Source organism: Halospina denitrificans, from assembly GCF_004364635.1.
Lineage (GTDB): Bacteria > Pseudomonadota > Gammaproteobacteria > Pseudomonadales > Oleiphilaceae > Halospina > Halospina denitrificans.
The window spans coordinates 532,200-554,140 of sequence record NZ_SOAX01000002.1; the positions used below are offsets into that span (position 1 = coordinate 532,200).

The following is a 21,941-nucleotide window of genomic DNA, read 5'->3' on the forward strand; positions in this document are numbered from 1 at the left end:
ATGACGAAACCCATCTCCAGCGGCTCGGACTGGTCCTTTGATCTGATCGATGAATACGACCGGGAGATTGCCCGGATTGCGGCCGACTTCGGCCTGGACACCTACCCCAACCAGATCGAGGTGATCAGCGCCGAACAGATGATGGACGCCTACAGCTCCGTGGGCATGCCCGTGGGCTACCACCACTGGTCCTTCGGCAAGCAGTTCGTGCAGACCCAGAAGGGTTACCGGCGGGGCCAGATGGGGCTGGCTTACGAAATTGTCATCAACTCCAACCCCTGCATCGCCTACCTCATGGAGGAAAACACCATGATGATGCAGGCGCTGGTCATCGCCCACGCCAGCTACGGCCACAATTCCTTCTTCAAGAACAACTACCTCTTTCGCACCTGGACCGATGCCAGCTCTATTGTCGACTACCTGATGTTCGCCCGGAACTACGTGGCCGAATGCGAAGAGCGCTACGGCGTGGACGAGGTGGAAGCCATCCTGGATTCCTGCCATGCGCTGATGAACCAGGGCGTGGACCGCTACAAGCGTCCGCCGCCCATCTCGGCGGAAGAAGAACGCCGGCGCCAGAAGGAACGCGAGGAATACCGCCAGCAACAGGTCAACGACCTCTGGCGCACCATCCCGGAGATGGGGGGTGACGACGACGGCGAAGGCCAGCAGCGGCGTTTCCCGGCCGAACCCCAGGAAAACCTGCTCTACTTCATCGAGAAGAACGCGCCCCTGCTCGAGACCTGGCAGCGCGAGCTCGTGCGCATCGTGCGCAAGATTGCCCAGTACTTCTACCCGCAGCGCCAGACCCAGGTCATGAACGAAGGCTGGGCCAGCTTCTGGCACTACACCATCATTCACCAGATGTACGAGGAAGGCCTGGTGGACGACGGCTTCATGCTGGAGTTCTACCAGAACCACACCGCCGTGATCTACCAGCCATCGTTCGACAGCCCCTACTACTCCGGGCTCAACCCCTACACCCTCGGCTTTTCCATCTACACGGATCTCAAGCGCATGTGCGAGAACCCCACCGACGAGGATCGCGAGTGGTTCCCGGACATCGCCGGCAGTGACTGGAAGCAGACCCTGGATTTCGCCATGCGCAACTTCAAGGACGAGAGCTTCATCCTCCAGTACCTCTCGCCCAGGGTGATGCGGGACCTGAAGCTCTTCGCCATTGCCGACGAGGAAGACGACGACGCCTACGAGATCAAGGCCATTCACGACAATCGCGGCTATCGGCGCGTGCGCGAGAAGCTCGCGCGCCAGTACAACCTGAGCTACAGGGACCCGAATATCCAGGTCTGGAACGTGAACACCCGCGGCGACCGCTCACTGCTGCTGCGCCACACCCGGGTCAACGGCATCCCCATGGCCGAGGAAACCCAGGAAGTGCTCAAGCATGTGCACCGGCTCTGGGGCTTCGACGTGATACTGGAGAGCATGGACAACGGCGAAGTGGCGGAACGCTATCGGGTTCCGCCCGATTCCGACAGCCGGAACACCGCCGCCTGATCAGAAGGGAACCGACAGGCCGCCAATCAGGCCGAAATTACCGTCGTAGAAATCCGCCTCGACCAGGACATGGATGTCCTGCTGCCAGCGATAGCGCCCGGTGGCTGTAAAACCCAGATAATCCATATCCCCGGTAATCAGCCGCGCCGAAGCGCCTATCTCGAAGTCCCGGTGCACCTGTCGGCGAATCCCGCCACGCAGCCCCGGAGCGACATCATCCGTGCTGACGTCGGAGCACACTGTCTGGTTCTGCAACGGATCCGTTTCGCAGCTTTCCACCTGAATCTCCTGGTATTCCGCGGTGACACCCGCCCAGGCATCCGTGCGATGATCCAGCGGATGGCGGTAACCGGCCCCCGCATGCAGCGCGGTCACTTCCACATCTCCGGCCAGGGCCTTTAAGCCGCCGAACGCAAAATAGTCCGTGCTCAGCGCCTTGCTCGCGCGAATATCCGCGCCGATGGCCGGTTCGCCCTCGAAGGTTGGGTAAAGCGCCAGCCCCGCCTCAGCAAGGGAGTAGGAAGGCCCCTGGGCAAGGGCGGCCGACGCGGACAAAACGAGCACCGGCGTAACGACCAGCCGGCCAATCAGTGTCTGTATCGCGCTCACATTACCTCCTCAGTCATGGAATCCACTCCGATAACCATACGGGTTCCATCACGGCCGTAAAGCGACCGCCTCACACTGCGTGGTTTATTTCGGGGCGTTAATTGCAGCAACCACAAAACCGGATTAACATTCGTTCTCGATTTAATGGGCGCATCCATTCAGCGCACTAAGGGAACCAACCCCCAATAAAGGAGTATTTCCATGCACAAGTCCATCCTTGCATCAGCCGTTATCACCACGGCAGCCGCCTCGCTGTTCGCGGGCAACGCCGTGGCGCAGCAGCAGAACTACAACGAGCCCACCCGCGGCTTCACACTGGAGCGTGGCAGCATTGCCGAAGAAGGCTCGGCGTCGGTCGACCTGGCCACGGGTATTGGCGCCATGGGCAATGTCAACCAGCTTGGCGGGAGCGCCGGCGGCATCCGCCTCGGCACACCGAACTCCGAAGTCATCATCAACCAGAGCAACATGAGCGGCGCCAACGGCACCAATACGGACATGTTCCTGAAGCTTGGCATGAAGCCGCTGAACATGAACGGCAACAACATCGACTGGAACGTCTATGGGGGTCTGTCCTACATCGATATTGATCCAGCGGGACAGGGCCAGGGCATGGATTACCTCAACCTGGGTGCCGGCGCGGCATTTACCATGGATATCGACGCGCTGAAGCTCAACGTCAATCCACAACTGGTCCTGGACGACACCACACCGGACCGCGACACCCGGTTCGAATTTGGTTTTGGCGCCCACTATCAGCTGCCGGATACGGACTTCGGGCGTTTCTCGCCGGGGATCGAATACACCGTAATCAGTGCTGATGTCCAGGACGACAACCTGCTGACAGCCGGGACCCGCTGGGCCTTCAATGACCGTATTTCCATGGATTTCATGGTTTACGCGGATGCCGGTGCCACCGCTTTCGGTATACCCGGCTTCGTTCGCCTCAACGCGGCGTTCTGAAACCAGCCTGCATCAGGGCGGCGCTCCAGCGCCGCCCTTGCCCGACTACCCTTTCCTGAGCAACTCCAGCGCCGCATCACTGGTATAGAACCGCTCCAGGCGACGTCTCAGCATGGCCTCAACAACCCCACTCGCATGGAGTGCTTCAAGCGCATCCGGTAATATCGCTTCCAGCTCCGTCATAACCGTGTCACGGTCAATATTGAACTCCTGGAGCAGGGTCGACAGGCGGTAATCGCCATACTGCTCAAACAACCGGTCCACAACCGTCCCGTAACAGTGACGGAAATACTCGGTCTGGCGGAACGACAGCCAGAAGTCGTACCCCATCACCACGAACTCGCTCCACTCGACTTCGCCGAGCCCGCTCTGCAGCGTGTCCAGGGACTTGCCGGAAAAGCTGTCCCAGGCATCCATGATGCTGGTCTTGAGCTCGTCATCGGTCAGGTGTTCACTGAGGAAATCGGCGCTTTCCTTCACGAACTTCTCAACGTTGCGGGCAATATAGCTCTTGATGCTCTTCTCCCAGACCTCATCCAGTCCGGAAACCGCCTTGTTGAGCATGCGGGAGCTGAATTTCAGGGCTGAACTCACCCCGGGAACCCGCCGGCTGAACAGGTTTTCCTCGTAAACATACCGGACAATGGCATCGAAGGTGAGCTTTGCCACCAGGTCCTTGTAGACAGGCTGCTCCAGAAGCCGGTCAATCAATTCCTCGCGCTGCTCTTTCAACAACAGCAGCTCATCCACAAAGCCCTCAATCCGGTCACGGCTGATAATATCCGCCGGCGTTGCCTGCTGGTGGAAGGGCTGACTGACCAGGTAGTTGGTGAACTCCGCCGCCATCTCAGGAACAATGGCCGGAATTTCGCGCTCCGCCGTGTGCCGGGAAATAATGGCCTTGATCGTCTCCGGCCCCACCAGTTGCCGAAGCGTCACCGCGTCCGCCGCCTCCAGCAGAAGATCCAGGTCCCGCCCCAGATCCTCGAGAACCCGGCTCCGTGAAAAATACTCGAGCTCATGCTGAACATGCTGCTCCAGCAGCCTTTCCGCCAGCTGGCGTGCTTCATCCTTTGTCATGCTGTCTCCTCCCGGAGGACTCGCTTGCGTATTTGGGTATTGCGGGCCAGTTTACAGCTCAGGGCCGCCGTCCCGTCCATGCCGCGGTGCCCCGCAATAACGTCAGCGGGGCCGCAAACCGACGCAGGCAGCATACAGCACCCCCGCAATTGACAGATTCACCCGCAAAGACTATACATTCCGGCAGGTATTGGGGGTGGGTTCCCCAACGAATTTCCACGGACACGAGGCGTGACAATGAACCGAATCCTGCCCGGACTGGCAATGGCGACAGCACTGTGTTCCTTCCAGGTGGCGGCTGCCGACAATTATGAATACCCCTATACGGGCATTTCCGGTGGTTCCGCCGAGCTGACCGAGCTCTGTGACGGGGCCGGATCGGGCTCCGGATGCGATGACAGCGCCAACTTTTACCGCATCTACTCGGGTGCACGCCTGCTTCCCGCCTTCGGATTCGAGGTCGGGTATACCCATACCGATAACATGGGCATCAGCACCGTCCCGGTCAGGCCCAGGGGCATTGACCTGACTACGCTGTTCCACCTGCCCATGGGCAACCGCCTGGATGTCTTTGCCAAAGCAGGAGCCTTTTTCTGGGATATGGAAGTCGGAAACACCAACGACCAGGGAAGTGATGTTCAGGTGGGCGCTGGTATTCGCTTTGGTGTTACTGAGTCCATTTCTCTGCGCGCCGACTACGATTATATCCCGGAAATTGAAGTCCTCGGATTTGATGTTGGTGAGATGCAGAAGATATCGGGCGCCGTTGAGTTCCATTTCTGATCCATCTCGGTTTCTCCCCATAGCAATCCGCCCAGCCCCTGAACGAGACTGCCCCATCGTGGTGCATTAAAGGAGGCAGTCTGTGGCTCAAGGGGTAAAAAACCGCTTTCCGGATCTTGGCGTCCTTGCCCTGCTGTGGTTCGCGGGGCTTTACATGCGCCTGCCCATACTGGTGGCGCCGGCACTGTCTCCGGCCATTGCGGATGAACTGGCGCTGAGCCAGACGCACATCGGGGCACTCACCACCCTTCCGGTCTTCATGCTGGCGCTCGGGGCGCTGATGGGCTCGCTGCTTATCATGCGCCTCGGGGCGCGTAATGCGCTCATCCTTGCACTCGTCGTGGTCGCACTTGGTTCCGCTGCGCGGGGACTTGCCCACACGCCCACAACACTACTGGTCTTCAGCGGCCTGATGGGGCTCGGCATTGCGGTCATGCAGCCGTCACTGCCAGCACTTCTGCCCCGCTGGCTGACACCAACACGAATCGCCCTGGGAACCGCCTGCTACATGAACGGCATGCTCATGGGCGAGTTCACGGGTGCCGGCCTGACCCTCCCGGTCATCATGCCCCTGACCGGTGACAGCTGGCGGGCCACGCTGGCCGTCTGGTCGCTCCCGGCACTGCTCGTCGCCCTGGCACTGACGCTTCCGCGCCGCGATTACGGAGAGAAAAGCACAAGCACCCAATGGCTCCCGGAACTGCGCGATCCGCTGATGTGGAAGCTGGGTTTCCTGCTCGGCGGAACCGCCTCCCTGTTCTTCGGCACCAATGCCTATATGGCCAGCGTCCTGGAACAACGAGGGGAAATTGAACGGCTGGATACCACCCTGTTCTTCTTCAACCTGGCCCAAGTAGGAGCCTCTCTGCTGATGCTGGTCATGGCCCATCGCTGGGTCGCCCGCCGCAGCCCCGTCATCGCAAGCGCGGGCATCAGTGTGGCCGCCATGCTCGGCTTCCTGCTTCTCGAGGGCTGGCCCGGTGTGGCCTTTGCCGTCACCATGAGCTTCTTCGCCGGTGTACTGCTGATACTGATCGTCGCCCTGCCGCCACAGTTGGCGGACAGCGGCCACGCTGGCCGGCTGTCCGCGGGCAACTTCACCATCGGCTATACCCTGGCCTTCTTCGTGCCCCTGCTGGGGGGCGCGCTGGCCGACGTCACCGGCAACAGCCTGGCCGCCGTATGGCTGATTCTCGCTTTCGCGGCCATCACCGTACCCATTGCCCTGCGGCTCAAGCTTCCCGACTGAAGCCCGGATCAGGCCAGTTTTGCGCCATTGGGCACCGGCTTATCGGGCACCGCCAGCGCCACGGCGCTGTCTTCATTGTGCAACCCTGTCACCAGGCACTCGGACCGCATCGGGCCGATCTGCTTGGGCGGGAAATTCACCACCGCCAGCACCTGGCGCCCTTCCAGCGCTTCGCGCTCATAAAGATCCGTGATCTGGGCGCTGGATTTAAGCACCCCAAGCTCCGGACCAAAGTCCACCTGAAGCCTGTAGGCAGGGCGTCGCGCTTCGGGGAAGTCCTCGACACTGACAATGGTGCCCGCACGGATTTCCACGCGCGCAAAATCGTCCCAACTAATGGTTTCCACGCTACTCTTCCGTCAACGTCGATGATTGGAAGGCCAATTATGCACATTCGGGGGGAAAGTCTGAAGGGAACAGGTGGCAGCCGGAGCTGCCACCCGAAAGGCTGGGCGCGGATTTACCACTCGCTTCCACCATCGCCCTCTTTGTCATCATCGCCGTCTTTATCCCTGTCCTTTTCACTGCCGGCCGCGCCTGCGCTGCCGGCGCTACCGGAGGCTCCCGCGTCCCCGCTGCCCTCGGCCCCGTACGAGCCACTGCCAGTCTGACCGCTACCACTCTGGCCAGCCCCCTGACCGGAACCACCTTCCTGGCCGGAGCCCCAGCTTTCCTGCTGACCCTGCCCCTCCTGTTGGCCCTGACCTTCCGCACTACCGGATGCCCCACCATCCTGGGCGAATGCCATAGGCGCCCCGGCGATCAGAGTGGCGGATGCAAGTGCAAGGAACTGCTGTTTCAGTGTCATGGGTTTTCCTCCTCTGGTCTATTGCTTTGTTCAACCCGGGAACAAATCTGGCAATTGACCACCGCCCCATCAACTTACCACCAGTTAACTGCTTAATTCCTTTTAATACATACGGTTAGATCATTACAGCCTTTAATCAACATGAACTATGCGTCGCCGGTATATGCGTGCTCACAGGATTCCTGCGAGCAGCGCTTTCAGTTCCAGGGCGGACAATAATAAACAATCGGTAAGCGGCTGCCCGCTTTGCGCCTGCCCCTGATATACGACAGAATCCCGGTACCTGAACCGACTTCGGAGAATTTCCCAATGCGCTTGCTGCCCATTCTGCTCCCCCTGGTGCTATTCCCCCTCCTGTTCAGCATCAGCACCCAGGCGAATGATGAGCCCGACGGCCTCGCGGACAAAGAGGCCATTCGAGACAAGACCGCCAGCTTCATGGAACGGCTCGAAGAGGGTCATGTATTGGCCGCCTACAGGAATATGAAAGGCGTGCTGGGCGTGGATACCGACCCCTTTATGGAAGACGCGGAGAAGGCTCGGCAGTTTTTTGGCCAGGTCCGAGAGCGCGTGGGCAAGCCGCTGGGTGGCGAACTTGTCCGCCAGGAATCAATCGATGACCACTTCCACCGCCAGAGCTACCTGCAGAAGTTCGAATCCGCCGCCCTGCACTGGCAGTTCAGCTTCTACCGGCCAGCGGATGAATGGGTACTCGTGGGCGTGAGCTACTCCACCGACCTAGAGCCCCTCTATCAGCGCGATTAAGCGAGCCCATGCCGGATCAGGTATAATAGGCGGCAAAACCATCAATACCTGACAAAAACACTCAGGTATTGTACAATTTGAACCATTACAGACCCAACTCAGACGGAGTCACTCCCATGGCGGAATCCAACAAGCCTGAAGACTTTGTAAGGCACGAATACGAGGCCGGTTTTGTGACCGACATCGAGGCGGATACGTTTGAGCCGGGTCTCGATGAAAGCGTCATCCGCCGACTCTCCGCGATCAAGGGAGAGCCGGAATGGATGGTCGAATGGCGTCTCGAAGCCTATCGCAAGTTCCAGGAAATGACCGAGCCGAACTGGCAGAAGGTCAGCTTTGACCCAATCGATCTGCACTCAATTTCCTACTATTCGGCGCCCAAGAAAGACACCGACAAGCCCCAGAGCCTGGACGAAGTGGACCCGGAACTGCTGCGCACCTATGAAAAGCTCGGCATCCCGCTGCACGAACAGAAAGCGCTCGCGGGCGTGGCCGGCGCCGGCACACCGGCCGAGGCTGAAGCCGGCAGCGGCGGCGGTGGCGCCTACAGCAACGTCGCCGTGGACGCGGTCTTCGACTCGGTATCCGTGGTCACCACCTTCAAGGAAAAGCTCGCCGAAGCCGGCGTCATCTTCTGCTCCATCTCGGAAGCCCTCCAGGAGCATCCGGAACTGGTGAAGAAGTACCTGGGCACCGTCGTGCCCCGTGGCGACAACTATTTCGCCTCGCTGAACTCCGCGGTCTTCAGTGACGGCTCCTTCGTGTACGTCCCCAAGGGCGTCAAATGCCCCATGGAGCTGTCCACCTACTTCCGCATCAACGCCGAAAACACCGGCCAGTTCGAGCGCACCCTGATCATCGCCGACGAAGGCGCCTCGGTAAGCTACCTCGAAGGCTGCACCGCGCCCCAGCGCGACGAAAACCAGCTCCACGCCGCCGTGGTCGAACTGATCGCCCTGGACGACGCCGAGATCAAGTACAGCACCGTCCAGAACTGGTACCCCGGCGACGAGAACGGCAAGGGCGGCATCTACAACTTCGTCACCAAGCGCGGCATGGCCCAGGGCAAAAACTCCAAGATCTCCTGGACCCAGGTCGAAACCGGCTCCGCCGTCACCTGGAAATACCCCAGCTGCGTGCTCAAGGGCGACAACAGCGTCGGCGAATTCTACTCGGTAGCCCTGACCAACAACTACCAGCAGGCCGACACCGGCACCAAGATGATCCACATCGGGAAAAACACCCGAAGCACCATCATCGCCAAGGGCATCTCCGCCGGCAAAAGCGACCAGAGCTACCGCGGCCTGGTGAAATTCCAGCCCACCGCCAAGGGCGCACGGAACTTCACCCAATGTGACTCACTGCTGATCGGGGACAAGTGCGGCGCGCACACCTTCCCCTACATCGAAAGCAAGAACCAGAACGCCACCGTCGAACACGAGGCAACAACCTCCAAGGTGAGCGACGAACAGATGATGTTCTGCCGCCAACGCGGCATCGACCCGGAACAGGCCGTCTCCATGATCGTGAACGGCTTCTGCAAAGAAGTCTTCAAAGAACTCCCCATGGAATTCGCGGTGGAAGCCGGCAAACTGCTGGAAGTGAGCCTGGAAGGCTCAGTAGGCTAAAAGCCTACCGGCGGCCCGCACAAAATTCGAACAAGGCGGGTGGGGTACTGCTCCCCGGGAAGCTCCGGAGCCATGGATGGCGGAGGCGCAGCGTACAGGGACGTATTTACAGCGATTCCCGGGGAGCAGTACCCCACCCGCCGAAGGCACCGAATCCGAACAGCTTAAGATTATTGAACTTGAAGAGAGCACCCAAATGCTGACGATCAAAAACCTCCATGCCACCGTCGAAGGCACCCCCATACTCAAGGGCATCGACCTCGAAATAAAACCCGGCGAAGTCCACGCCGTCATGGGCCCCAACGGCTCCGGCAAAAGCACACTGGCACAGGTCCTCGCCGGCCACGAAGCCTTCGAAGTCACCGAAGGCGAAGTCCTCTTCGACGGCCAGAACCTGCTCGACCTGGAAGTGGAAGAACGCGCCCTGGCCGGCCTCTTCCTCGCCTTCCAATACCCGGTCGAAATCCCCGGCGTCAGCAACCTCCAGTTCCTGCGCACAGCACTGAACACCCGGCGCAAGGCAAACGGCCAGGACGAACTGGACTCCGTCTCCTTCATGAAGCTGGCGAAAGAGAAAGCCAAGCAGGTCGACATGAGCCCCGACTTCCTCAAGCGCGGCGTCAACGAAGGCTTCTCCGGCGGCGAGAAAAAGCGCAACGAAATCCTGCAGATGCTGATGCTCGAACCCCGCCTCGGCATCCTCGATGAAACCGACTCCGGCCTCGACATCGACGCCCTCAAGGTCATCGCCAATGGCGTCAACAGCATGCGCTCCGACGACCGCTCCTTCATCGTGGTCACCCACTACCAGCGCCTGCTCGAACACATCGTCCCGGACGTCGTCCACGTCCTCGCCGGCGGCAAAATCATCAAGACCGGCGGCAAGGAGCTCGCGCTGGAACTCGAAGAACACGGCTACACCGGGCTCGGCATCGACGATGCCGAAGCCACCGGCTGAAGGAGGATTCGATGACACTGGCCCATAAAACACCCCAGGTCACCCTCGAGCCGGCCTTCACGCCCGAGGGTGGCAAACTACTGCCCCAGCCGCTGCGCCACCTGCGCGACATCCGCAGCAAGGCGCTCACGGAAATGGTGCTGCCCAACCGCCGCACCGAGAACTGGAAGTACTCCAGCAAGTACCTCAAGCTGGACGAAAGCCTGGCGCCGCTGACCCAGGGTTCCGGCATGGCCGTCGGCCGCGCCGTGGAAGGCGCCTACCGGGTGGTCATCCGCAACGGCGTTGTGGACCGCGAAAGCAGCGTCCTGCCCGACCAGAAAGGCGTCGAGATCCAGCGCTTCACGGACCTGGACGAAGTCACCGCCCAGAGCGTGGCACGCAAGCTCGACACCGTCATCGACAACTCGACCACCCAGATCGCGGCCCTGAACACGGCGCGCATTGAGGATGGCCTGCTGATTCGCGTGGCGCCGGACACCAGCGTCGACCACCCCATCTACGTCCAGTGCGTCACCGATGCCCAGCAGAGCGGCTCCAATTACCCGCGCGTGCTGGTCGAGGCCGGCAACGGCAGTAAAATGACCCTGGTCGAGGAATACCTCTGTGAGGGTGACGAACCCGTGCTGGTGGATGCGGTCACCGAGATGACCCTGGACAGCAACGCCAACGTCACCTACATCCGCCTCTGCATGGAACCGGACAACGTCCGCCACGTGGGCGCGACGGGCGTGCGCATGGCCGACGGCGCCAACCTGGACAGCCACGCCATCGGCTTCGGCGGCGACCTGCGCCGCCACGACCTGCAGGTGCGACTGGAAGGTGAGAACGGTTTCGCCCGGCTCAACGGCATCGCCCTGACCCAGAACCGCCAGCACTTCGACAACCACACCGCCATCGAGCACGTGGTGCCGCACTGCGACAGCGAGGAAACCTACCGCTGCCTGGCTGGCGACAAGTCCCACGCGGTCTTCAACGGGCGCATCCATATCCACAAGGATGCCCAGCAGTCCCACGCGGACATGAACAACAAGAACCTGTTGCTGTCCACGAACGCGGAGATCGACACCAAGCCCGAGCTTGAAATCTACGCGGACGACGTCACCTGTACCCACGGAGCCACGGTCGGCCAGCTTGATGAAACCGCGCTGTTCTATCTGATGGCCCGTGGCGTGGATCGCCAGACCGCCGCCTCCATGCTCAGCATGGCCTTCGTGCACGAACTGGTCGGCCAGGTGCCGCTGGAGGACGTGCGTGAGGTGGTGGATGTGCGGCTGAACCAGTTTATCGAGGCAAGCTTCAAGGAAACCAACGCATGAACCAGGCCGCACCCCGGACACCACAGGCGCTGGACATAGAGCAGGTCCGCCGGGACTTCCCGGCGCTGAACCAGTCCGTCAACGGCAAGCCGCTGGTGTACCTGGACAACGCCGCCTCGGCCCAGAAGCCCCAGGCGGTTCTGGACGCCATGGACCAGTATTACCGTGAGTCCCATTCCAACGTCCACCGCGGCGCCCACACCCTGGGCGACCGTGCCACCATGGCCTTCGAGGGTGCACGGGACACGGTACGTGGCTTCCTGAATGCCAACAGCATCAGTGAAATCGTCTGGGTGCGCGGCGCCACCGAGGGCATCAACCTGATCGCCAACGGCTTCTATGACCGCCTCGGCCCCGAGGACGAGATCCTGATCTCGCACATGGAACACCACGCCAACATCGTGCCCTGGCAGATGCTGGCCCAGAAGACCGGCGCCACGCTCAAGGTCATTGCCGTAACCGACGAGGGTGAACTGGACCAGGACAGCTTCCGGGAACAGCTCTCCGAACGCACCGCCGTGTTCGCCATCACCCAGGTCTCCAATACTCTGGGCACCATCAATCCGGTCACGGAGATGGTGGCGGCAGCGAAGGAAGCCGGCGCGTTCACCGTGGTGGATGGCGCCCAGGCCGTGCCCCACATGAGCGTGGATGTTCAGGCGCTGGGATGCGACTTCCTGGTGTTCTCCTCCCACAAGGTATTCGGGCCCACCGGCATCGGCGTGGTCTATGGGCGGGAAGAACTGATGCACGAATGGCCGGTCTACCAGACCGGTGGCGAGATGATCCACCGGGTGAGCTTTGAGGGCACCAGCTTCCAGAACTCACCCTACCGCTTCGAGGCCGGCACGCCGGCCATCGCCGAAGCCGTTGGCCTGGGCGAAGCCATCCGGTACCTGGACGGACTGGGCCGCGATGCCATTGAGGCGGCGGAGAAGACACTGCAGCAGCGCGTCAACGAATGGACCGCCGACTTCCCGGGCCTGCACCCCATCGGAACCAGCAGCAACAAGGTCCCGGTGCTGTCGTTTACCCTGGACGGCCTCCACCCCAGCGACGTGGGCACCCTGCTTGACCAGCAGGGGGTTGCCATCCGCACGGGTCACCACTGCACCATGCCGCTGATGGAGCGTTTCGGGGTTCCCGGTACTGCCAGGGCCTCCTTCGCGTTCTATAATACGGTGGAAGAGGTGGATACATTCTTCCAGGGACTGCAGAAAATTCAGCGTCTGTTTGCAGAATAAGGGGGCAAGCATGACCACGGAAACCGTAACACCCCAGACCGGCGTGAATATGACGCCGGCGGCCATCGAACACGCTCGCGGCCAGCTCCGCAAGCGCCCGGAAATGGCCGGCATCCGCCTGGGCACCAAGAAAAGCGGCTGCTCCGGCTTCAAGTACACGACCGACTTCGTGGCCGAACCCGGCAGCGACGACACCGCCTTCCCGGTGGCGGACGATGTGACCGTTTACGTCAGCCATCAGGATCTACCCATGGTGAGCGGCACGGTGATCGACTTCGTTACCGAAGGCATCAACAGCGTCTTTGAATTCCGCAACCCCAACGCCACCGCCGAATGCGGCTGCGGCGAGAGCTTTGCGGTTTCCTGAACCGAACAGGCCCGAACATGCACGATCGTGAAGTTGTCGTGACCCAGCGCGACGTGGAAGCCAAGCTGGTTCCCTCCGGAACATCCATCCAGATCCCGGAAGGCACCTTTGTCACCCTGACCCAGGCCCTGGGCGGGAGCTTCTCCGTGGCCGTCAACGGCAACCTGGCCCGCATCGACGGCAAGGATGCCGACGCCATCGGCAAGGAAGTTCCCGAAAGCCAGTTCGAGACGCCGAGCGACGGGTCCATCAGCGAGGACCAGGTCTGGGAAGCCATGCAGACCTGTTACGACCCGGAAATCCCGGTTAATGTTGTGGACCTGGGGCTCATCTACGATTGCAAGGTCTGGAGCGACAGCGAAGGCAACCACGCCTATATCCTGATGACGCTCACGGCGCCGGGCTGCGGCATGGGTCCGGTCATCGCCGACGACGTCAAGACCAAGGTGGAAGCCGTCCCCAACGTGGACGACGTGGAAGTGGAACTGACCTTCGATCCGCCCTGGAGCAGCGAGATGCTCACCGACGAAGCCAAGCTGGAACTCGGATTGCTATGACCACATCCACAGACGCCTTCACCAACACCCAACTCGGCACCGAACTCACGATTGATGAGATCCGGGACGGCTTTGAGCTGCTCGACGACTGGGAAGAGCGCTACGCCTACATCATCGACCTGGGCAAGAAACTGCCGCCCTTCCCCGACGAAGAGCGCCGGGAAGAGAACTACGTGCATGGCTGCCAGAGCCAGGTCTGGCTGATCCACCACCTGGACCCGGACACCAGCCGCCTCTACCTGCTGATCGACAGCGACGCCATGATCGTGCGCGGCCTGGCCGCCATCATCATGACCGCCTTCAACGCCCGTACGCCGGATGAGCTGCTCAAGGTGGACATCGAGTCAATCTTCCAGGACCTGGACCTGATGCGCCACATCTCCCCAACCCGAGGCAACGGCCTGCGCGCCATGGTCGGCAGGATCCAGAACATCGCCCAGGCCGAGGCGGCCTGAGGCACCCCTCACGCAATCCAGGTAAGGGCAGGGTAGCCCTTTGTAAAAAGTTGTTTCCACACCGTTTTCCAACTGGAATGATCCGGGGAAACCGCTATTCTGAGTTCAAACTCACATCCGGTTTTCCCATCAAGCATAACGGTGACCATCATCATGACCCTGCACCAGCATTCCACCCTGTTCCGTCAGTCCCGACTCACACTGGCCGTTGCACTCGTAGCCGCTACGGCCACATCCGTCCATGCCGCACCACCGGCGTTCCAGGACGTCCGCGCTCTCGGCATGGGCGGCACGGGTGTGGCAGCGGCACGGCCCAGCGGCGCAGCCCTGTTCAACCCGGCCCTGCTCTCGGCCGATCATAGTGGCTGGAACGACGGCTTCGCCGCGACACTGCCGTCCGTGAACGCGCGCGTTGCCGAAAATGATGAAGTCACGGACGAGATAGACCAGATCCAGGATACCGTCGCGCAGCTTGAAACCTCGATCAGCACCGCGCTGAACACGACGAACCCGAGTGACCTTGAAACCGCCCAGAACGACGCGCAGACGCTCGCGGAGCAATTGCGCGGCATCAACCAGGAAAGCATGCGGGTTGACGCCGGGCTGGGCACCCTCTTTGCCGTCCCCTCGCCGAAGCTGGCCGTGGGCGTCCATGCCAATGCCCAGCTTCGGGCAACGGTTCAGGGCCGTATCTCCGAGAATGACACCGGAGCCCTTGAGGAGTTTGCGGGTCTGGACCCCAACACATCGACCCAGAACGACATAGAAACTGCGCTGGGCGACGTCTATGACCCGAATACCGGTCAGGTGGATGGACTGGAGTCCGATGGCCGCGTGCTGGCCAGCGCGGTTTCCGAGGTTGGCCTGAGCCTGGCACGGCGGTTCAGCATCCAGGGTCATGACGTCAACATCGGCGTCACCCCCAAGATGGTGCAGATGCGGACCTTCGACTACGTCCAGGACGTCAACGAGTTTGATGAGAACGACTTTGACGCCTCCGACTTCGAAACCGACGACACCCATCTGAACCTGGATATTGGCGCCAGCACCCAGCTTGGCGCGGAAGACCAATGGCAGCTGGGCGCCTCCGTACGCAACCTGATCCCACAGACCCTGAAGACCGTGGAGAACAACAACAGCCTCTTCTACGGCCAGGAAGAAATGAAACTGGATCCCCTTGTCACCGTGGGTGTCGCGCACACCAGCAGCTGGCACACGCTGACGGCGGATCTCGACCTGACCAAGAACGAAGGCATCGGCCCAGCCGGCGACCAGCAGTTCCTCTCCGTAGGCGGTGAATTCAACGTCTACAACTGGGTCAACGTCCGCGCCGGCGCGCGCCAGAACCTGGCCAGCGACACCGGCCAGGAGGGTATTGAAGAGGAAACCCAGTTCACCGCCGGCCTGGCGCTCTCGCCCTGGGCACTGCGAGTGGAACTGGGCGCGCTCGTCAGCAGCGAGGAAGTGGGTGCTGCGGCCGAGCTCGGAATGTCCTTCTGACTACATGGAGATGCTGCGCCCGCCGTCAACGCTGATGATCTGGCCGTTGACGTAGGGCGCATCGCACACCAGCCATGTCACCGCGCCGGCAATATCCCCTGCCTCGCCGGTGCGGTGCATGGGTACTTTCTGCAGCAACGCCTTCTTTGATTCACTATCCGGCTCGGCATCATTCTCCGGCCAGAGTACTGCGCCCGGTGAGACGCCGTTGGTGCGGATTTCGGGTGCGAGATCGCGGGCCCAGGAACGGGTCAGCGATGCCAGGGCCGCCTTGGTGGCACTGTAGACCGGGTGATCCACCAGAGGGCGTTCCGAATAGATATCGATCAGGTTCACGATACAGCCGCCCTGCAATTTCAGCTCTTCCACCAGGTGTTCGACCAGCAGTACGGGCGCCCGCAGATTGGTATTCACCAGGCGGTCCCAGTCATCCAGTCGTAGTTCACCCGTTGGTGTTGGAAAGAAGACCGAGGCGTTGTTCACCAGCACGTCAAGGCGCGACCAGTAATCCGTTGCCTGCCGTGCCAGCCGCTGGATTTCTTCCGGGTCCGCCAGGTCCGCCTGGAGCGAAACCGCCGAGCCAGGGCGCAGTTCATTAAGCTCCGCCACCAACGCGTCCGCATCATGCTGGCGACTCCGATAATGCACAACCACCCGGTAATCCCGCGCATGCAGGGCCCTGGCCGTTGCAGCGCCGAGTCTATGGGCAGCGCCGGTTACCAGTGCTACTCCCGTATTCTCAGACATGATCGCCCCCTATTCCATGTGGTACGTCGGATCCATTCTTTCATGCCATGGACCTTGATTGATCATTTAGATACTACAACATCATGGATGCACCTGAGCCGCTCACGCTGGATAGCCTGGCCCAATGCCTTGCCCTTATAACCCTCTGCCATCAACGCCTTGGGATCGACCTGGCTGGCCTGATAACGGGCCTCAGCAAGCATCGTCGTCCAATCTGCTCCAATACCAACAGATTCCAGCACCAGCAGAATCCGTTCAAATCGTTCGGGGCGCCGCCAGCCGTCGCCTTCATCGATCAACGCCTGAATCTGCTCTGCAGAGGGATTGTCATCAGCAGGAAACCGCTCCAGTAGCGATCCGGATGCCGCGGCAAGTTCCTTACAGTCATTGGGCACCTTCATCCGGCTGTTCAACGCTTCGCGTTCCCCGGAATCGAGACCGGAAACCAGGGCTGCAAAACGGACGTCGGTATCATCGCTGCGCTCCGTTGCCTTTTCCAGATGATCCAGGGGCTCGCGCCCTTCCCTGCCAAACAGCGCGCCAATCTCCGGCATCACAACGGCCAGTGCGCCACAGGCATCAAGGACCTCGAAATAAACGGCAGGCGCTTTCTCATGGAGGGCGCGACAGGTTTCCTGCCAGACCCGCTCGGCCACCAGGTGGTCGGCTTCCCCTTCAGCGACCATGCGCTTCATCAACGCCATGGTGTCCTCAGCCACCTGGAATCCCAAGGGTGCGAAACGGGCTGCAAAGCGGGCGGTACGCAGAATGCGCAAGGGATCTTCGGAGAAGGCACTTGAAACATGTCGAAGCAGGCGAGCTTCAAGGTCTTCCCTGCCTCCAAAAGGATCAACCACTGCCCCATCCACGGACTTGGCCATGGCATTGATGGTCAAATCCCGGCGCTGCAGGTCCTCTTCCAGGGTCACATCCGGGGAGGCATGCACCGTGAACCCATGGTAGCCATGCCCCTGCTTGCGCTCGGTGCGCGCCAGAGCATACTCCTCATTTGTCTCCGGATGCAGGAAAACCGGAAAGTCCGCCCCCACCTGCTTATAGCCGGCATCCAGCATCTCCTGCGGTGTGGCGCCCACCACTACCCAGTCCCGATCCTTTACCGGGATTCCCAGAAGTTCATCACGGACCGCACCGCCGACCAGATACTGCTTCATTACTCCGCTCCCTCAAACCCCAGCTGCCGCCAGGCCTCGTACACCACAATGGACGCCGCGTTGGAGAGGTTCAGGCTGCGCCGTTCCGGCCGCATGGGAATGCGCAGGCAGTGACCTTTCGCAAGGGAATCGAGCACGGCATCGGGCAGGCCCCGGGTTTCGGGGCCGAACAGGAGGGTATCGCCGGGCTGAAAGGTGGCCTGGTGGTAACCGGTGCTGCCCTTCGTGGAAACCCCGAACACACGCCCGGGATCCACGCCGGCCTCGGCCAGGAAGGTCTCATAGTCCGAGTGCACCCGCATACTGGCGAACTCGGAATAGTCCAACCCGGCCCGCCGCATCCGCCGGTCATCCAGGGTGAACCCCAGTGGCCGGATCAGGTGCAGGCTGAAGCCGGTGTTGGCCGCCAGGCGGATGATATTGCCGGTGTTCGGGGGAATTTCCGGCTCGAACAGCGCAATATGGAGCATCGGGATCAGCGCTCAAGCGCGAGCGCGACTCCCATGCCACCGCCAATACACAGTGTTGCCAGGCCCTTGTGGGCATCGCGCTTCTGCATCTCGTGCAGCAGCGTCACCAGGATCCGGCAGCCGGAGGCGCCGATCGGATGCCCCAGGGCAATGGCCCCGCCGTTCACGTTCACCCTGCTGGTGTCCCAACCGAGGTTCTTGTTGACCGCGATTGCCTGGGCGGCGAAGGCCTCGTTGGCTTCCACCAGGTCCAGGTCATTGACGGACCAGCCGGCACGCTCCAGGCAGCGCCGGGTGGCCGGAATCGGGCCCGTGCCCATGACTTCCGGCGCCACGCCCGCGTTGGCATAACCACTGATGGTCGCCAGCGGTTCCAGACCCAGCTCTTTGGCCTTCTCGGCGGAACAGACCACCACGGCCGCGGCGCCATCGTTCAGCGCCGAGGCATTACCGGCAGTCACACCACCGTCTTTCTGGAAGGCCGGCTTGAGCCCGGAAAGCCCCTCGGCAGTCACGCCCGGGCGCGGGTTCTCGTCGTTCTCGACAACCTTGGGGTCGCCCTTGCGCTGGGGAATACTCACCGGAACAATCTCGTCCGCGAAGCGTCCGCTGTTAATCGCCGCTTCCGCCTTCTGCTGGGATGCGGCCGCGAACTCGTCCTGCTCCTGGCGGCCGATGCTGTATTCCCGCGCAATATTCTCGGCGGTCACGCCCATGTGGTAATCGTTGAAGGCGTCCCAGAGCCCGTCCTGGATCATGCTGTCGATCAGCTGCCAGTGGCCCATCTTCTGTCCATTACGGCTGTTGGGCAGCACATGGGGCGCCTGGCTCATGCTTTCCTGGCCGCCGGCAATGATCAGCTCCGCATCGCCGCAGCGGATGGCCTGGGTCGCCAGGTGCAGGGCCTTGAGGCCGGAACCGCAGACCTTGTTGATGGTCATGGCCGGCACAGCTTCCGTCAGCCCGCCGCCGATGGACGCCTGGCGCGCCGGGTTCTGGCCAACGCCGGCCGTGAGCACCTGGCCGAGGATCACCTCGTCCACATGCTCGGAGGTAACCCCTGTGTCTGTCAGGAGCTGGCGGATCACCGTGGCGCCAAGCTGGGAGGCGCTCTGCCCCGCCAGCCCGCCGCCAAAGGTGCCGACCGCTGTGCGTTTTGCCGCCGCAATAACCACGTCACGCATGAGTGCAAATCCTCCAATCAATGTATGCAGCCGAGTCTACCAGACCGGCCTTCAGTTCGTCGGCTCATCCTCGGCTTTGGGCCGCTCCACCAGCTTCAGGCGCCCTACAGCGTCCTTGCCCAGTTCCGCCACGCTCTCCTTGGAGAATGCATCCACGCGGATGGTGTCGTACATGGCCGCCATGGCCTCCGACACCGCCTTGCGCTCGCTGTCGTCAATCAGCTCACGCTCCTGGGCCCAGTCCAGCAGTTCCTCGCGCTGGTGGCCGAGCAGCATCTCAATGTCCTGCAGCTCGTCCGGGTCCGCCTTGCGGATGGCCTCGTTGATGCGATCCCGGGCCGGCTTGGTTTCACCCGCGAGCTTCTGGGCGTTGAGAATGCGCCCGACCGCGTCATTGGGGTTATCGTCCATGTAGACGCCCTTCACGATCCGGTCTTTGACCGGCCCAGGCCGGGCAATACTCAGGGCCACACGCTTGCCCCGCTCGTCATCCGGCTTACGCAGGCGCACGCCCAGCGGCAGCGCCATAAACTTCAGCGGCCAGCGCAACGGCTTGACCGGGAAGTTGGTGGTGGCCTCGTAGAGGGCCGTCTGGATGTCGTGCAGCGAGGTCTCAAGACTCCACTCCACCACATCGCGCATGTGCTCCGGGTAGCCCTCCTCGTGCCACTGCTTGATGGACGCGGAGGCGTAATAGAGCCCCACCAGGCAGTCCGTCATCCGGCCCGTGAAGCGCTGCCGGGCCTTGAGGCCGCCACCGAGGCTGATCAGGCTCACATCCGTCAGCACCGCAAAGGCCGCTGAGAAGCGCGAGAGCTGGCGATAGTAGCGGCGCAGGTTGCCCTGCCTGGGCGTGGGCTCGAGCCGGCCACCGGTCAGCCCCAGCAGCAGGGCCCTCAGTACGTTGCGGGTGGTATGGGCAATGTGGGCGAAGAAGACCCCGTCGAACTTGCTGACGGCCTTGCTCCTGTCCTCCATGCCCGCCGCCTCAATCTCCTGAACAATGTACGGATGGCAGCGGATGGCGCCCTGGCCGAAGACCATCAGGCTGCGGGTCAGGATATTCGCGCCCTCCACCGTAATGGCGATGGGAATGGCCTGGTAGATGCGCGCCAGGAAGTTGCGCGGGCCGCGGATAACACCACGACCGGCAACCACGTCCATGGCGTTGTTCACCACGGTGCGCATCAGGTCCGTGTTGCGGTATTTCAGCAGCGCGGAGGGAACGGAGGGCTTCACGCCACGATCCAGCATGCCGGCCGTGAAGATCCGCGCGGAATCCATCATCCAGGTGTAGCCCGCCATCGGCTCCATGGCCTCCTGGACGCCCTCGAAGTCACTGATGGAGCGCCCGAACTGCTCGCGCACGGCCGCGTAGGAGCCCGTGGTCAGGCAGGCCATCTTGCCCGCGCTGGTGCCCAGACCCGGCAGCGAGATGGAGCGGCCGATGGACAGGCATTCCAGAAGCATCCGCCAGCCCTGGCCGATCATGTCCCGGCCGCCGATCACCTGGTCCAGCGGGATGAACACATCCTCACCCCAGGTGGGCCCGTTCATGAAGGGCGTGTTCATGGGCAGATGGCGCGGGCCGTGGTTCACACCCTCGGTGTCGGCCGGCACCATCACGGTGGTCACGCCCAGGTCGTGCTCATCCCCGAGCAGTCCCTCCGGGTCATACACCTTGATGGCCAGGCCAATGAGCGTGGCCACCGGCGCCAGGGTGATGTAGCGCTTGTTCCAGGTCACCCGCATGCCCAGGGTTTCCTGGCCATTCCAGTAGCCCCGGCAGATGATGCCGCTGTCCGGAATGGCACCGGCGTCCGAGCCCGCCACCGGCGACGTCAGGGCAAAGCAGGGAATCTCGTCGCCCTTCGCCAGGCGCGGCAGGTAATAGTTCTTCTGGTCATCGGTGCCGTAATAGGTGATCAGCTCACCCGGGCCCAGGGAGTTGGGCACCATCACGGTCACGGCGGCGGAGACGCCCCGCGAGGCAAGCTTCATCACGATCTCGGAATGGGCCATGTCCGAAAAGCCCAGACCGCCATAGTCCTTGCTGATCACCAGCCCGAAAAAGCCCTTCTCGCGGATCAGCTGCCAGGCCTCTTCCGGCAGGTCCAGGCGCTCGTTGGTAATGGACCAGTCATCGAGCATGCCGCAGAGCTCTTCCACGGGGCCATCCAGGAAGGCCTGCTCCTCATCGGTCAGCTTCGGGTGCTCATACCCCAGGAGCTCTTCCCAGTCCGGATTGCCGGAGAACAGCTCCCCGTCCCAGTCCACGCTGCCGGCGTTCAGGGCCTCCTGTTCGGTATCCGACAGCTTGGGCAGCATGCCCTTCACCATCCCCAGCAGGGGCGCACTCAAGAGGCTCCGGCGCACCGGCGAGGGAATCATCACCACCAGCGCCGCAATCAGAATCAGCCCGCCAAAGACCACGCTGGCCCAGTGAAAGGCATCCAGCCACATACCCGCCAGGGTGGCGACAGCCAGCCCAATGGCGCCAAGCCACCAGCTCACGCCCAGATACAGCAGAACCAGTGCCGCCAGAATCAGTAGTACGATGCTCAT

At 61.8% G+C, this 21,941-nt stretch carries 22 protein-coding genes; 13 read left to right on the forward strand and 9 right to left on the reverse strand.

The annotated features are described in order from the left end of the window. Positions 1 to 1,518: a SpoVR family protein gene (locus DES49_RS06060; RefSeq protein WP_133735482.1), complete on the forward strand. Its 1,518-nt coding sequence runs from the start codon at positions 1 to 3 to the stop codon at positions 1,516 to 1,518. Here the strand turns inward: DES49_RS06060 and DES49_RS06065 are convergent, their stop codons facing one another. Continuing rightward, on the reverse strand, positions 1,519 to 2,127 hold the full coding sequence (locus tag DES49_RS06065) for a hypothetical protein (protein ID WP_133735483.1): 609 nt from the start codon (positions 2,125 to 2,127) through the stop codon (positions 1,519 to 1,521). It abuts the gene before it with no gap. Positions 2,128 to 2,328: 201 nt separating this feature from the next. On the opposite strand from DES49_RS06065, the gene DES49_RS06070 reads away from it, so the two are divergent. Beyond that, a complete protein-coding gene (locus DES49_RS06070; protein WP_133735484.1) occupies positions 2,329 to 3,090 on the forward strand; it encodes a hypothetical protein in 762 nt (253 codons plus the stop codon). A gap of 45 nt (positions 3,091 to 3,135) precedes the next feature. Here DES49_RS06070 and DES49_RS06075 read toward each other — a convergent pair whose 3' ends face one another. Continuing rightward, positions 3,136 to 4,170, reverse strand: a complete 1,035-nt coding sequence (locus DES49_RS06075) for a hypothetical protein (protein ID WP_133735485.1) — start codon at positions 4,168 to 4,170, stop codon at positions 3,136 to 3,138. A 237-nt stretch (positions 4,171 to 4,407) separates the two neighbouring features. On the opposite strand from DES49_RS06075, the gene DES49_RS06080 reads away from it, so the two are divergent. Beyond that, positions 4,408 to 4,953 carry an outer membrane beta-barrel protein gene (locus tag DES49_RS06080; RefSeq protein ID WP_243864929.1) on the forward strand — a complete coding sequence of 182 codons (546 nt, stop codon included), beginning with the start codon at positions 4,408 to 4,410 and terminating at the stop codon, positions 4,951 to 4,953. A gap of 82 nt (positions 4,954 to 5,035) precedes the next feature. Continuing rightward, on the forward strand, positions 5,036 to 6,202 hold the full coding sequence (locus tag DES49_RS06085; protein WP_243864912.1) for an MFS transporter: 1,167 nt from the start codon (positions 5,036 to 5,038) through the stop codon (positions 6,200 to 6,202). 8 nt (positions 6,203 to 6,210) lie between these two features. On the opposite strand, the gene DES49_RS06090 is transcribed toward DES49_RS06085, so the two are convergent. Beyond that, a complete protein-coding gene (locus DES49_RS06090) occupies positions 6,211 to 6,549 on the reverse strand; it encodes a tRNA-binding protein (RefSeq protein ID WP_133735487.1) in 339 nt (112 codons plus the stop codon). A 113-nt stretch (positions 6,550 to 6,662) separates the two neighbouring features. Then, entirely contained in the window at positions 6,663 to 7,010 is a 348-nt protein-coding gene (locus DES49_RS06095; protein ID WP_133735488.1) for a hypothetical protein, read from the reverse strand. Positions 7,011 to 7,319: 309 nt separating this feature from the next. On the opposite strand from DES49_RS06095, the gene DES49_RS06100 reads away from it, so the two are divergent. From DES49_RS06100 to DES49_RS06140, 9 genes are all read left to right on the forward strand, one after another. After that, the gene (locus DES49_RS06100) at positions 7,320 to 7,775 is read left to right on the forward strand and encodes a hypothetical protein (protein ID WP_133735489.1); all 456 of its coding nucleotides are present in this window, start codon (positions 7,320 to 7,322) and stop codon (positions 7,773 to 7,775) included. A gap of 116 nt (positions 7,776 to 7,891) precedes the next feature. After that, on the forward strand, positions 7,892 to 9,403 hold the full coding sequence (sufB, locus tag DES49_RS06105) for a Fe-S cluster assembly protein SufB (protein WP_133735490.1): 1,512 nt from the start codon (positions 7,892 to 7,894) through the stop codon (positions 9,401 to 9,403). Between the two features lie 196 nt (positions 9,404 to 9,599). Then, a complete protein-coding gene (gene sufC, locus DES49_RS06110) occupies positions 9,600 to 10,361 on the forward strand; it encodes a Fe-S cluster assembly ATPase SufC (RefSeq protein ID WP_133735703.1) in 762 nt (253 codons plus the stop codon). Positions 10,362 to 10,372: 11 nt separating this feature from the next. Beyond that, on the forward strand, positions 10,373 to 11,680 hold the full coding sequence (sufD, locus tag DES49_RS06115) for a Fe-S cluster assembly protein SufD (RefSeq protein ID WP_133735491.1): 1,308 nt from the start codon (positions 10,373 to 10,375) through the stop codon (positions 11,678 to 11,680). Next, positions 11,677 to 12,924 (forward strand): aminotransferase class V-fold PLP-dependent enzyme, encoded by a 1,248-nt coding sequence (locus DES49_RS06120; RefSeq protein ID WP_133735492.1) that lies wholly within the window; start codon positions 11,677 to 11,679, stop codon positions 12,922 to 12,924. The genes sufD and DES49_RS06120 overlap by 4 nt, the downstream gene beginning before the upstream one ends. A 10-nt stretch (positions 12,925 to 12,934) precedes the next feature. Beyond that, positions 12,935 to 13,291, forward strand: coding sequence for a HesB/IscA family protein (locus DES49_RS06125; RefSeq protein ID WP_133735493.1), 357 nt, complete (start codon positions 12,935 to 12,937; stop codon positions 13,289 to 13,291). 17 nt (positions 13,292 to 13,308) lie between these two features. Beyond that, positions 13,309 to 13,848 (forward strand): putative Fe-S cluster assembly protein SufT, encoded by a 540-nt coding sequence (gene sufT, locus DES49_RS06130; RefSeq protein WP_133735494.1) that lies wholly within the window; start codon positions 13,309 to 13,311, stop codon positions 13,846 to 13,848. Further along, complete coding sequence (locus DES49_RS06135; RefSeq protein ID WP_133735495.1) at positions 13,845 to 14,303, forward strand: SufE family protein; 459 nt, start codon at positions 13,845 to 13,847, stop codon at positions 14,301 to 14,303. Before sufT ends, DES49_RS06135 begins: the two co-directional genes overlap by 4 nt. A 153-nt stretch (positions 14,304 to 14,456) precedes the next feature. Then, positions 14,457 to 15,803: a conjugal transfer protein TraF gene (locus tag DES49_RS06140; RefSeq protein ID WP_133735496.1), complete on the forward strand. Its 1,347-nt coding sequence runs from the start codon at positions 14,457 to 14,459 to the stop codon at positions 15,801 to 15,803. On the opposite strand, the gene DES49_RS06145 is transcribed toward DES49_RS06140, so the two are convergent. The 5 genes from DES49_RS06145 to DES49_RS06165 all read right to left on the reverse strand — a co-directional run bounded on the left by DES49_RS06145 (position 15,804) and on the right by DES49_RS06165 (position 21,941). Beyond that, the gene (locus DES49_RS06145) at positions 15,804 to 16,550 is read right to left on the reverse strand and encodes a pteridine reductase (RefSeq protein WP_133735497.1); all 747 of its coding nucleotides are present in this window, start codon (positions 16,548 to 16,550) and stop codon (positions 15,804 to 15,806) included. A gap of 62 nt (positions 16,551 to 16,612) precedes the next feature. Continuing rightward, positions 16,613 to 17,722 carry a tRNA nucleotidyltransferase/poly(A) polymerase-related protein gene (locus DES49_RS06150; RefSeq protein WP_133735498.1) on the reverse strand — a complete coding sequence of 370 codons (1,110 nt, stop codon included), beginning with the start codon at positions 17,720 to 17,722 and terminating at the stop codon, positions 16,613 to 16,615. Next, the gene (locus DES49_RS06155) at positions 17,722 to 18,192 is read right to left on the reverse strand and encodes a tRNA (cytidine(34)-2'-O)-methyltransferase (protein WP_133735499.1); all 471 of its coding nucleotides are present in this window, start codon (positions 18,190 to 18,192) and stop codon (positions 17,722 to 17,724) included. Before DES49_RS06155 ends, DES49_RS06150 begins: the two co-directional genes overlap by 1 nt. A gap of 5 nt (positions 18,193 to 18,197) precedes the next feature. Further along, the gene (locus DES49_RS06160) at positions 18,198 to 19,376 is read right to left on the reverse strand and encodes an acetyl-CoA C-acetyltransferase (protein ID WP_133735500.1); all 1,179 of its coding nucleotides are present in this window, start codon (positions 19,374 to 19,376) and stop codon (positions 18,198 to 18,200) included. A gap of 51 nt (positions 19,377 to 19,427) precedes the next feature. After that, on the reverse strand, positions 19,428 to 21,941 hold the full coding sequence (locus DES49_RS06165; RefSeq protein ID WP_133735501.1) for an acyl-CoA dehydrogenase: 2,514 nt from the start codon (positions 21,939 to 21,941) through the stop codon (positions 19,428 to 19,430).